Consider the following 13,046-nt stretch of genomic DNA (forward strand, 5'->3'; position numbering starts at 1 on the left):
TTCACAATTAATAAAAATTTGTTAATAATAAGTTAATTAATTATCCATTATTATACTTATTTTTGCAGCACTAATTCAAGTAATTTAATCTTTCTTAAAATTATGAAAAAAACTACTCAATTTTTATTATTAACTGTAGCCCTTATATTCTCTACAGTTGCAATGTCACAAAGCACTATTACGGGTACGGTAATGGATGCTGATTTGAATGCGCCTTTACCAGGTGCAAACATTATTGAAAAAGGAACTACTAATGGGGTCTCTTCAGACTTTGATGGTAAGTTTACTTTAACAACACAAGCTACTTCTGGAAAAATAGTCGTGTCTTATGTTGGTTACGGTTCTATAACTTTAACGTTTGACGGAAGTAAAGATTTAGGAGAAATAACCTTATCTGCTGATAATTCTTTGGGTGAGATAGTCATTGTAGGAATTGCAGATGTGGCAGTAGACAGAAAAACACCTGTTGCTGTTTCTTCAATAAAAGCATCAGAAATTGCTTTAAAAGTTGGAAACATGGAGTTTCCAGAAATCATGAATACCACACCAGGAGTTTATGCTACTAAGCAAGGTGGTGGTTATGGAGATTCAAGAATTAGTTTACGTGGATTTGACCAAAGTAATACGTCTTTTCTTATTAACGGTCAACCTGTAAACGATATGGAAAACGGATGGGTTTATTGGTCTAACTGGCAAGGTTTAACCGATGTTGCTTCTGGAATTCAAATACAAAGAGGTATTGGAGCGTCAAGATTAGCAGTACCTTCAGTTGGTGGTACAGTATCTATTTTTACTAAAGCTGCAGAGCGTAAGCAAGGCGGTTCTGTGTCACAAGTTATTGGTAATGATGCTTACACAAAAACAACAGCATCATATAGCACAGGTCAAAATGAAAAAGGTTGGTCTAGTAGTTTCTTATTATCTAAATGGTCTGGTGATGGTTATGTAAACTTCACAAAAGGTTCAGGATGGACTTATTTTGCAGCCGTTGGATATGCTCCAGAAGGCTCTAAACATGAATTCAATTTTTCATTCTTAGGAGCTGGTCAATGGCATCACCAACGTGATGTTTGGGTATCGATTCGCGATTACCAAAATTTTGGAGACAACGGTGTAGACAGAAGATGGAACACTAACGGTGGCTATTTAAATGGCGAGGAGTTTAACATGAGAAGAAACTTCTACAACAAACCATTAGCAACCCTTAACTGGGATTATGAAATTTCAGACAATGTTAAATTATCGACATCATTCTACGGTTCTGCTGGTCGTGGTGGTGGTACGGGTCCAAGAGGAAATAACTTCCGTAATGCAGATATTGACTTATATCCTTTCAATATAGATTTGACTGAGCACCTGAATAATAGAGGTAGAGGAGCTGCTTCAAGAAATCCAGACGGATCAATCAATTTTGATAATGTAGTTAATGTAAACCGCACTACTACAACCCCTTACACAGGAGGAATTGGTGCATATGATGGATTATTAATTGGATCTAATGGGTTTAGAGATGATGGCGTTAACAGATCCGTACTTGTTAGGAGAGCTTCAATGAATTCTCATGACTGGATTGGAATGATTTCTAATTTAGATTTCAACGCAGGAAAAATGAGATATAGTATTGGTGTTGATTTACGTGACTATACCGGTTACCACTACCGTGCTTTAGAAAACCTAATGGGCTTAGACGGTTATTATTCTACGGGTAATAAAAATAGTGCAGGTGAAATTATTGAAACGACCATTAAGGCGTCGCCTTTTAAGAATACAGGTTTAAAAGGGCCTATGATTGATTATTATAACATTGGTTATGTTGGATGGCAAGGTGTTAACGGTTTGGCAGAATATTCTAACGAAGATTCATTTACGGCTGTTTTACAAGCTGGATTATCTAATCAGTCATTCCAAAGAGAAGATTTATTTGATCAGCCTACTAGTCCTCTAAGTAAGAAGAAAAATGTAGGTGGTGGTTACATAAAAGGTGGTGCTAACTACAACATAAATGATGCGAATAACGTGTTTGTTAATGCCGGATATATTAGTCGTCAACCAAACTTTGATGCAGTATTCCCTAATTTTGCAAACGCCATTAACCCAGATCTTCAAAATGAAAAGATCACTTCTTTTGAAGTAGGTTACGGCTTACGCTTACCATCATTCACTATGAATGTAAACTTATATTCAACCAAGTGGGGTAACCGTTTTGTGTCTAGAAGTTTTACAAATACTGGAGGTACCACAGGTACAGCTCAGTTTAAAAATATTGAAGAATTACACAACGGTTTTGAACTTGAAGCTAAATATACAGTGGCATCTAACTTCAAATTATCAGGGATGTTATCTATAGGAGACTGGAAATATACTAAGGATTTTACATCAACATTATTTGATGATACCAACACACAAATTGGTACAGGAACACTTTATACTAAAGATGCTAAAATAGGTGATGCTGCTCAGTTTGTTTCTTTTATACAAGCTGACTATGGTGTTGGTGATCACTTATTCTTTGATTTAGGTTGGAGAAATGTTAATAATCTATATGCGGATTACAGTATTGTAGATTCTGATTTCGTGAATCCTGATAATCAAGGTGCTTTGAAGCTTCCAGCTTATAATTTAATCGATTTAGGAGCTACTTACCGTTTTAACTTATTCGGTAATAACACTTCTGCTAGATTAAATATCAATAACTTATTTAATGAAGAGTATATAGCAGAATCAAACACGAATATTCATGCAGACGGATCAAACCCTACTTATAACGGTATTGATGTGCGCAACTCTGTTTGGTTTGGATTTGGAACTACTTGGAATTTCTCATTAAAAATGGAATTTTAAATTTTCTGGATAGCATAAAAAAACCGCTTCGAATGAAGCGGTTTTTTTTATGCCTAAACATTAGATTTCAATTTAAATAACGCCATATTTATTTAATTACTACATTTGTAACATATATAAAACTAAAATAATCACTACATGTATAACACAGTCAAAATAATACACTCTTACTGGGCTTACTTAGTTCTTTTGGTATTAATAATTGCAAGTATAAATGCTATTATGAAATCTTTAAGAGGAAAGGAATATGAAGCAAAAGATTTTAGAATATCCTTATTTACCTTAATAATATCGCATATTCAATTGCTTATAGGCTTGTTACTTTATTTTGTGTCTCCAAGATTAGAATTATTTGCTGAACTTGGTATGGGAGGGGTTATGAAGGATGCCGTTCACAGATTGTATTTGGTTGAACATCCTTTAATAAATATTATTGCAGTGGCTTTAATAACTATTGGGTATTCTAAACATAAAAAGAAATTAACGTCCAAATATAAGTTAAAAACTATAGCTGTTTTTTATACCATTGCTTTGGTTTTATTCTTGTCAAGAATCCCATGGGCTGTTTGGCCTAATTAAATAAAAAAAGGCGACACTCAAGTGTCGCCTTTTTTTATTTAATTAGACTGATCTAATTTTCAACTTCTTTTATTAAATAAACATATACCGGGAAGTGATCACTGTAGCCATCAGTAAACCCACTATATCCAAAACTTCTAAACGGATATCCTTTAAAACGGCCACTTTTTTGGGTTAAAAAATTGTCATTAAAAATACCTGCTTTATAAAATCTATAGGTTGAAAAATCCTTATCAAGTAAAGGTTCTGTCATCAGAATCTGGTCAAATAAACTCCAGGCATCACGGTATGCTGTAGTACCAATGCCATTTTTAAACATAGCTTCATAAGGGTTATAAATACCTTTAAATGCTACTTTTTCTTTGTCTTTTTGAGTTTTTAAAACGTCTTTAATGCTTGCATTAGTAGGGTCGTCATTTAAATCTCCCAAAATAAAAACTTTGGCATAAGGATCAATTATTTGGAGCGAGTCAACTAAATGTTTAGTTAATTTGGCAGCAGCCACTCTTTTTGGTCTGCTTCTGGCTTCACCACCACTTCTTGAAGGCCAGTGATTGACAATAAGGTGAATAAGTTCCCCATCTAAGTTACCACTCACTAAAAGCTGATCTCTGGTATAAACACGTTTGTTGGAAAGGTCATCAAATATTTTAAGTTCATGACTACTGGTTGAAACGGGAGTAAATAATTGTTTTTGATAAAGTAATGCCACATCAATACCTCTGGCATCTGGGGAGTGGTAATGAATAATACCATAATCCTTAGAAATGAGTGAAGAATCATTAACCAGATCTTCAAGGACCTCTCTGTTTTCAATTTCTGAAACACCAATTACGGCAGGAGAATTATGAGCACCGTCAAGACCTATTTGAGCGATCACACTTGCCATATTATGAACCTTCTTTTTGTAAACTGCAGAACGATTGGTTTTTAATTCCATCATAGGGCTGGCTTCATCAAATTTGATGGGATCATTTATGGTATCAAATAAATTCTCCAAATTATAAAAAGCTACCGTATGTATTTTATAGGTCTTTTTTTCTTGTGCGTTTACTTGTATGATTGCACATAATATGAGGACAACATAAAGGTGTTTTAAAATTCTCATTAGAGATATGTTAGGTTAACATTATTTTCATTACAAAACGTATTCCAAAAGTAGATATTTATTATAAATAATGTAAATTTGTATAGCTTAAATAGTATTTATTTAACTCATATCCTTCCTTAAAATATAAATTCAAGTATGAAAAAAAAGTTACTTATTTTTTTATTCGGAATTTTTTCAATTTTTACAACCTATGCGCAACAAACCACCATTAAAGGGAGCGTTAAGGATGCTGTTACTTTTGAGCCAATCGCGGAGGTCACAGTGACTATTGAAGAAACAAAACAAACCACTAAAACTAATGATTTAGGGGAATTTAAATTTTCTAATAATGTTCCCTTAGGAGAGCAGGTATTAAAAATATTTAAAGAGGGATACGCCGTAAAGAGATATCCTATAGTGGTTAATGAAGGTCAAACTGTTAATATAACAGATATGACATTAGAACTTGACATGACAAGTGCTGAAGAGTTATTTACAATTACCTTGTCTGATGATGAATTGAATGATGACACCAGTGGTTCAGATAATATTTCTGGATTATTATCATCTTCTTTAGATGTGTTTCAGCGAACAGCCGCTTTTGAATTTAGTTCTTCTTTTTTTAATTTAAGAGGATTGGATTCTCAAAACGGATCCGTTTTAATTAACGGCGTTGAAATGAACAAACTTTTTAATGGAAGACCGCAATGGAGCAATTGGGGCGGATTGAATGATGTGCTTCGAAATCAAGAATTATCTGTAGGACTTCAAGCGTCTAGTTATAATTTTGGAGGTTTTTTAGGTACTACAAATATTAATGTAAGAGCCTCTCAGTTTCAGAGTGGAGGGCGCGTTACCTATTCATCTTCAAATAGAAGTTATACGAACCGTTTCATGGCTAGTTATGCAACGGGTTTAATGAAAGATGGTTGGTCTATGGCTTTTATGTTTGGAAGACGTTGGGGTAATGAAGGGTTTCAGGATGCCACATTATATGATTCCAATTCGTTTTTTGCCTCTATTGAAAAGAAATTTGGAGAAAAACATAGTTTAAACTTTACCTCAATTTACACACCTAATAGAAGAGGTAAATCATCTCCAAATACACAGGAAGTCTATGATTTAAAAGATATAAAATATAATGAATATTGGGGTTATCAGGATGGGAAAAAGCGTAATTCTAGAATTAAGGAAGTAAATGAGCCAGTTTTAATGTTGAATCATTTTTGGGATCTATCTGATAAAACAAGTTTAAACACCAATGTTGCCTATCAATTTGGAAAAATTGGAAATAGTCGATTAGATAACAATGGTCAGCGTTTAAATGATGATGGTATTCCGGTTGGAGGTGGATCAAATCCCAGTCCAGCCTATTATCAGAAATTACCGAGCTATTGGCTAACACCAGCAGCAGGTCCAAATTATGAACAAGCCTATTTAAATGAGCAACAATTTGTAAATGATGGGCAGATAGATTGGAATAGTATGTATCTAACAAACTTAACCAATACTGATAATTACTCGACCTATATTTTATTTGAAGATAGAAATGATGACAAGCAATTTACTGCTAATACTATTTTATCATCATATATAAATGATAACATTACAATTAATGGATCTATTAATTACAGTAAATTAAAATCTGAAAACTTTGCAGAAATTATCGATTTATTAGGTGGCAATGGGTATTTAAATGTCGATTCATTTGATGGTTTTCAGTTTGATGAGCTCAATCCTAACAGAATTGCCAGGGAGGGAGAAAAGTTTAGATATAATTTCAACTTATATTCAGACATCGTTTCAGGGTTTTTACAAGGTCAGTTTAAATACAATAAGTTTGATTTTTATGTTTCAGCTACTGCAACAAATACACAATACCAAAGAGAAGGATTATATCAAAATGGTGCTTACTCAGATAATTCATTTGGCAAAGGAGAAAAATTATCATTTACAGGGATAGGAGCAAAAGCAGGAGTCACTTATAAATTGTCTGGAAAACATTTATTTAACGTAAATGCGGGTTATTTAACTAAGGCTCCTTCCTTAAGAAATACGTTTTCTAATTCAAGAGAAAATCATAATATAGTAAGCGATATCACAGAGGAAAAAATGAGTACCGTGGATGCTAGTTACATTTTTCGTTCACCCATTGTAAAAGCCAGATTTACTGGTTACTATTCTAAAATAGAAGATGCTAATGAGATTTCTTTCTATTACGCCGATGGTGTTGGAGGAGATAATACTGCTTTTGTTCAAGAAATTTTACAAGGAATTGATAAAAGACAAATTGGCGCAGAGATAGGTATTGAAGCACAAGTAACTCCAACTATTTTATTAAAAGGGGTTGCGTCATTAGGTCAATTTACTTACGATAATAACCCTAATCTGTATTTAACATCATCTGATTTTGAAAATGGACGCGTTGATTTTGGGGTTTCCACTTTAAAAGATTACAGAGTTGCGGGCGGACCACAACAGGCCTATTCTATTGGTTTTGAATATCGCGATCCAGATTATTGGTGGATTGGAGCAACAGCCAACTTTTTTGATGATACTTATATTGATATCAGTCCATTAACAAGAACAAAGAATTTTTATCTGGATTCTGACGGCTTACCGTTTAATGATTATGATGAAGATTTAGCGAGAGAATTATTAAAACAGGAAAAATTTGATAGTTATATGAGTGTAAACCTTATTGGAGGGAAATCATGGAAAATAGACGATTACTATATAGGATTTTTTGCTAGTATTAATAACTTGTTGGATACCGAATATAAAACGGGTGGTTTTGAGCAAGGTAGGAATGCTAATTACAGACAATTAAGAGATGATGTAAGTAATGACACACCTGTATTTGGTTCAAGATATTGGTATGGCAGAGGAGCTACCTATTTTATGAATATTTACTTTAGATTTTAAAAAAATGAAAAATATAATATCACAACTTATGAAAACAATAAAAATTTTACCATTAACACTGTTGTTTATAGCTGTCTTTGCTGTAATATCATGTGTTGAAGATGACGACTATGATATTCCAAGTGTTGAATTTACAGAACCAAACATAGAAGCTAATACCACTATAAGCATTATAAAATCAATGTATGCTGGTAGCTTGGTTGATTTTACTGCAGCCAGTAATGGAGGAGAATTAATAATGGAAGGATATGTCGTTTCAAATGATGAAGCTGGTAATTTCTATAAAGTGTTAATATTGCAAGATACACCTGAAAATCCAACGGCCGCTATTCAGTTAGATGTGGATGTTACGTCAATGTATGCATTATACAAACCAGGAAGAAAAGTTTATGTTAAACTGAATGGCCTTGGTATGGATAATTTAAATGGGGTCCTCCATATTGGTGCGATTCAAGGAACCTCTGTAGGAAGAATTTCTGCTACTAATTATACAGATTTTATTATTCGATCAGGTGAAATCGCAACCATGGTTCCTAAAGTAATTACCCCTGCTGATTATAGTGACAATTATATCAATATGTTGGTTCAAATTGATAATATGCAATTAAGTTTACCTGAAGTTGGATTGCCATATGCGAATGCATCAGACACTTTTACGGTAAACAGAAACTTAAAGAACTGTGACGATGAGTCCAGTACAATTTTAAGAAACAGTGGTTTTGCAGCTTTTAAAAACGAGTTATTTCCAACAGGAAGTGGAAGCATCGTGGCTGTTTTTAGTAAATATAATTCAGATTACCAGATATTTATTAGAGATACAGATGACATCAATTTTAATGGTGAGCGCTGTGATCCGCCATTATTAGAATGTACTGGTACCTCTGGCGGAACTCAAGTAATTTTTGATGAAAATTTTGAAGGAACTACAGAAGCAACTTTGACTAGTGAAGGTTGGATAAATATTAATGCAAATGCAGGAACCTACAAATATTCATTAAGATCCTTCAGTGGAAATAGTTATATGCAAACTACAGCCTATAATTCAAATGAAAATCCTTATGAAGCTTGGTTAATCACTCCTGCCATTAATTTAGACGCTTCAACCTCTGAGCAATTAACTTTTAAAACAAATGTTGGTTATTATAATGGAGATGCTTTAAGCGTTTATGTTTCGACAGATTTTACTGGAAATTCAGCAGATATTTCTGATGCAACTTGGTTAGCTGTTGATGCTATTTTACCACAAGGACCAACTTCTGGATATGGAACTACGTTTACTAATTCCGGGCCAATAAATGTTTCTTGTTTAGAAGGGAACATGTATGTTGCCTTTAAATATCTTGGTTCAAGTACAGGTATCACTACCACATTCCAAGTAGATGATGTAAAAGTTACAGGTAATTAATTAGAGTATAAATTATAGTTAAATAAAAAAGGCCTCGGAAAAGAGGCCTTTTTTATTTAAGAATTCTTTTCAACGATGGCATAAACAGGAAAGTGGTCGCTATAGCCTCCTTGATATTTTTTACCTATGTAGGTTCTAAAGGGTTTGCCTTTATACTTGCCATTAAAAAGCTTTAAAAAGTCATCGTCAAAAATATTAGCATTTGAGAAACTAAAGGTATTTGGAACTGTTTCAAAGAAATTTTTGGTAAACATGATTTGATCAAATAAATTCCATCTAAAATTGTGAGAAGTAGATCCTCTTGAGTATGAAAGTAGAGATTGCATGGGGTTAAATAAATCTTGACTTTCTACTAATTGCATAATACTGTTATTAGTTGGATCATCATTAAAATCTCCAATAACCATAATTTTTACATTTTTATTTTTTGCTTTTAAATTATCAATAATCTCAGTTACTTTATTTGAAGCGGCTATGCGTTTAAACTCGGTTTCATTTTCGCCTTCACGTCTTGAAGACCAGTGATTTACAATGACCTGAATTTCTTCATCTTCTAAGAAGCCGCTTACTAAAAGGATGTCTCTGGTATAATCGGGGAGCCCTTCTTCATTAGTTAAATGAATGGAAAACGTTTCACTATTGGTAACTTTAAAGCAAGTGGAATCATATAATAAGGCAACATCAATTCCCCGCTCATCTAAGGAGTCGTAATGAACAAAGTGGTAATTGCAGTCATCCAAATGTTTTGACGCAATGAGGTCTTTTAAAACGGTGTCATTTTCAATCTCAGCTAGACCAATGATAGCAGGATGTTTATCAGTTTCTTTAAGTCCAATATTTGAAATGGCAAATCCTAATTTTCTAAGTTTATCCTTGTATCGTTTAGTGGTCCATTTTTTTGTATTTGTTGGTAAAAAATCATTATCATTAGTTTTTGGATCATCAGTGATATCAAAAAGATTTTCAAGATTATAAAAAGCAATGGTATGTTTAAGCTGTTTGGATTCGTTTTCTTCTATAAAATTGCTCATAAACTCAAATTAGAACCCTAAAAATATAAAAATTAAAATACTTCGAATTATGTAACTTTGTACAATATTTTAATTTATGATAGAATCAAAAAATATAAGCTTAGAAAGGGCTGTACTGGTAGGAATTGTTACAAAAGACCAAGATGAAGTAAAATCTAAAGAATATTTGGATGAACTTGAGTTTTTAACTTTTACTGCAGGCGGAGAGGTTGTGAAGCGTTTTACTCAAAAAATGGAAATGCCCAATCCTAAGACCTTTTTAGGTACAGGTAAAATTGAAGAAGTAGAGCGTTTTATTAAAGAAAATAATATCGGAACTGCCATTTTTGATGATGAACTGTCATCGGCTCAGGAACGAAATATCAGTAAAATTCTCAACTGCAAAGTACTTGACAGGACGAACTTAATTCTTGATATTTTCGCACAACGGGCACAAACCAGTTATGCCCGCACTCAAGTTGAATTGGCACAATGTGAGTATTTATTACCACGCTTACGCGGTATGTGGACACACCTTGAGCGTCAAAAGGGAGGAATTGGTATGAGAGGACCGGGTGAAACTGAAATTGAAACAGATAGGCGTATAGTTAGAGAAAAAATCACTTTACTTAAAGAAAAGATTAAGACCATTGACAAACAAATGTCTGTTCAAAGAGGAAATCGCGGTGCTATGGTACGGGTTGCTCTGGTTGGATATACTAACGTGGGTAAATCAACTCTAATGAATGTGATTAGTAAAAGTGATGTTTTTGCTGAAAACAAATTGTTTGCAACATTGGATACGACGGTGAGAAAAGTAGTAATTCAAAACCTACCATTTTTACTTTCAGATACGGTGGGGTTTATAAGAAAACTGCCAACCCAATTAGTTGAAAGTTTTAAAAGTACTCTAGATGAAGTTAGAGAAGCTGATTTACTATTGCACGTGGTAGATATTTCACATCCAAATTTTGAGGAACATATTGATTCTGTTCATAAAATTCTGGGAGAAATTAAAAGTGCTGACAAGCCAACTATTATGGTTTTTAATAAAATAGATGCTTATAAACCAGAGCCATTAAGTGATGATGATTTAGAAACTGAGCGTTCTAAAATGCATTATTCATTGGAAGAATGGAAAAAGACCTGGATGAGTAAAGTAGGCAATAATGCCCTCTTTATTTCGGCATTAAATAAAGAAAATTTAGAGGATTTTAAAAAGCGCGTTTATGAAGAAGTAAGGCAAATTCATATTACACGTTTTCCTTATAATCATTTTCTATATCCAGATTATGATGTAAATCAAGCATAAAAAAAGAGCTTCATTCAATGAAGCTCTTTTTTCTTATTATTTGAGTTTTATTTAAAATTTATAGCTCAAACCAACAGTATAATAGGTTTGTAAATCGTTGTTTACATTATCAAAAGTAGCATTCGTATCACCAATGGTGTTCAGGGCATAATCTAGTGCTTCTTGCTTATTACTTCTTAAGCCAAAGTCAAAGCCAACACCAATCATTTTCCATAGGGTATAACCAAATGAGTTAGTCCATGTCCAGTTGGAATAGTTCGAGCTTTTATAACTTTGAAACATAGACAAGTTAGATTTAAAATTAATAGCACCTATTTGTCTGGTATAATCTGCAACAATTTTAGCACCTAAAGACGATTCAAAAACGGTTTCTCCAGAACTAAATACAAAGTTGTAGTTTAAGGGATGAATCACAACAATAAGGTTTTCAATTGGGGTCCAGGTGGCACCTATACCTAAATCTAAATAACCCGGATCATTGAAGTTATCAAGAAGCGTCGTCCTGTATTCCATTAATCCTGATGCGGCTAAGGATTTTGTAATGTTTCTTCCATACAAAGAGGAAACAGAAAAAACATCTGTTGTTGGACTAAAACTGCTGTCATCAGTTGGATCATCTCTATCGTCTAATTTCACCCAATTTAAGTTGGTGGTCAATGAGTTTCTCCAAAAGAATTTTTCCTGAATTAAATTGGCATGGCCATTAATAGTAAAACCAATATTCCCTGAAGTATTATTTGGTTTGCCTTGAGAGTACCAGTTGGTAAAGTTTGATAAACTTCCGCCAATAGTACCAAAAGCTCCAATTCTCCAACCAGGAAGTGCATCAATTTGCTTTTGAAGTGCATCAGCTTCCTTTTTATATTTATCTGCCTCGGCTTGCTTTTCAGCTTTTTGAGTTTCCAGCTCTTCTTTTGTTTGTGCATTGACAGTCACCATGCTACAAAGTAAAACCGCTAAAAAAAGTAATATTCTATTCATTATTGAAATTTTTAAGGGTTAAATATATTAAATAACAATGTGTAATTCTATTTTTTCTTGTATAAAGGCACTGAAGAACAGGCTTCTCCGTACATAATAGAGTGTGCAATTGGCTTCAGTTTACTGGCCAGCATGATGTAGGCATTTTGAGGTACTGGCTTTTTAGAACAACCTTTTATGATAATAGGTTTATTAGTAAATTCTGAAATATCTAAAGTGTTTAATACCTCTTGATAAATGGAAGTTTCAAGTACTTGCAGGTTTCCAATCACCGTTTTTTTTGCAAATGGCTCTAAATGGATGCTCAATAAAATAAAGGCCCAGGCGGGTATAATGGCATCACTACTGCACGTTAAAGCAACATAATTATCTTTAAACTGAGACCAGTCAAATTGATTTGCTTTATCCCTAAAATCTTTTTCACGTAACACAAAACCTTCAAAAAGCCAATCTTTAATATCAAACAAAATACGCTTGCCTGGAGGATAATAATCTTCCAGGTTAATGGTTACTAATTTACTATTCGCTACGCGATTGATAATTTCGTCTTGCATGTAAATAATGAAAGTAAATTATTAAAGCATTCCAAGTTCTAACTTCGCTTCTTCACTCATTAATTCATGGGTCCAAGGTGGATCAAAAGTGATTTCAACTTCAGCACTTTTCACCTCATTAAGAGATTTGACTTTTTCTTCAACCTCTAGTGGTAAAGTTTCCGCTACTGGGCAGTTGGGCGTTGTTAAAGTCATCAAGATTTTAACGTCATAATCCTCATTAACAAATACGTCGTAAATCAATCCTAATTCATAAATGTCAACAGGAATTTCTGGGTCATAAATGGTTTTCAGAACCCCTACAATTTTTTCACCTAATTTTGAAGTATCTATTTTTATATCGCTCATG

At 33.5% G+C, this 13,046-nt stretch carries 10 protein-coding genes; 5 read left to right on the plus strand and 5 right to left on the minus strand.

Going from position 1 to position 13,046, the window contains the following annotated elements:
• The first annotated feature begins 102 nt into the window (after positions 1-102).
• Both V8G56_RS02485 and V8G56_RS02490 read left to right on the plus strand, forming a co-directional pair.
• Positions 103-2,841, plus strand: coding sequence for a TonB-dependent receptor (locus tag V8G56_RS02485; protein WP_395436882.1), 2,739 nt, complete (start codon positions 103-105; stop codon positions 2,839-2,841).
• 138 nt (positions 2,842-2,979) lie between these two features.
• Positions 2,980-3,420, plus strand: a complete 441-nt coding sequence (locus V8G56_RS02490) for a hypothetical protein (protein WP_331629136.1) — start codon at positions 2,980-2,982, stop codon at positions 3,418-3,420.
• 52 nt (positions 3,421-3,472) lie between these two features.
• Here V8G56_RS02490 and V8G56_RS02495 read toward each other — a convergent pair whose 3' ends face one another.
• On the minus strand, positions 3,473-4,528 hold the full coding sequence (locus tag V8G56_RS02495) for an endonuclease/exonuclease/phosphatase family protein (RefSeq protein ID WP_395436883.1): 1,056 nt from the start codon (positions 4,526-4,528) through the stop codon (positions 3,473-3,475).
• A gap of 138 nt (positions 4,529-4,666) precedes the next feature.
• On the opposite strand from V8G56_RS02495, the gene V8G56_RS02500 reads away from it, so the two are divergent.
• Positions 4,667-7,435: a carboxypeptidase regulatory-like domain-containing protein gene (locus V8G56_RS02500; protein ID WP_395436884.1), complete on the plus strand. Its 2,769-nt coding sequence runs from the start codon at positions 4,667-4,669 to the stop codon at positions 7,433-7,435.
• A gap of 28 nt (positions 7,436-7,463) precedes the next feature.
• A complete protein-coding gene (locus V8G56_RS02505; protein WP_395436885.1) occupies positions 7,464-8,840 on the plus strand; it encodes a DUF5689 domain-containing protein in 1,377 nt (458 codons plus the stop codon).
• A gap of 56 nt (positions 8,841-8,896) precedes the next feature.
• Here the strand turns inward: V8G56_RS02505 and V8G56_RS02510 are convergent, their stop codons facing one another.
• On the minus strand, positions 8,897-9,871 hold the full coding sequence (locus tag V8G56_RS02510) for an endonuclease/exonuclease/phosphatase family protein (RefSeq protein WP_395436886.1): 975 nt from the start codon (positions 9,869-9,871) through the stop codon (positions 8,897-8,899).
• A gap of 76 nt (positions 9,872-9,947) precedes the next feature.
• Between V8G56_RS02510 and hflX the strand changes: the two genes are divergently transcribed.
• On the plus strand, positions 9,948-11,162 hold the full coding sequence (gene hflX, locus V8G56_RS02515) for a GTPase HflX (protein WP_395436887.1): 1,215 nt from the start codon (positions 9,948-9,950) through the stop codon (positions 11,160-11,162).
• Positions 11,163-11,213: 51 nt separating this feature from the next.
• On the opposite strand, the gene V8G56_RS02520 is transcribed toward hflX, so the two are convergent.
• Genes V8G56_RS02520 through V8G56_RS02530 form a run of 3 tightly spaced genes read right to left on the minus strand, consistent with a single transcriptional unit; the run spans position 11,214 to position 13,045 of the window.
• Positions 11,214-12,143, minus strand: coding sequence for a DUF3078 domain-containing protein (locus tag V8G56_RS02520; RefSeq protein ID WP_395436888.1), 930 nt, complete (start codon positions 12,141-12,143; stop codon positions 11,214-11,216).
• 47 nt (positions 12,144-12,190) lie between these two features.
• Positions 12,191-12,697, minus strand: a complete 507-nt coding sequence (locus tag V8G56_RS02525) for a DUF2480 family protein (protein WP_395436889.1) — start codon at positions 12,695-12,697, stop codon at positions 12,191-12,193.
• A 21-nt stretch (positions 12,698-12,718) separates the two neighbouring features.
• Positions 12,719-13,045 (minus strand): DUF59 domain-containing protein, encoded by a 327-nt coding sequence (locus V8G56_RS02530; RefSeq protein WP_395436890.1) that lies wholly within the window; start codon positions 13,043-13,045, stop codon positions 12,719-12,721.
• Between the last annotated feature and the right edge of the window lies 1 nt (position 13,046).

Source organism: Gaetbulibacter aquiaggeris, from assembly GCF_044003965.1.
Lineage (GTDB): Bacteria > Bacteroidota > Bacteroidia > Flavobacteriales > Flavobacteriaceae > Yeosuana > Yeosuana aquiaggeris.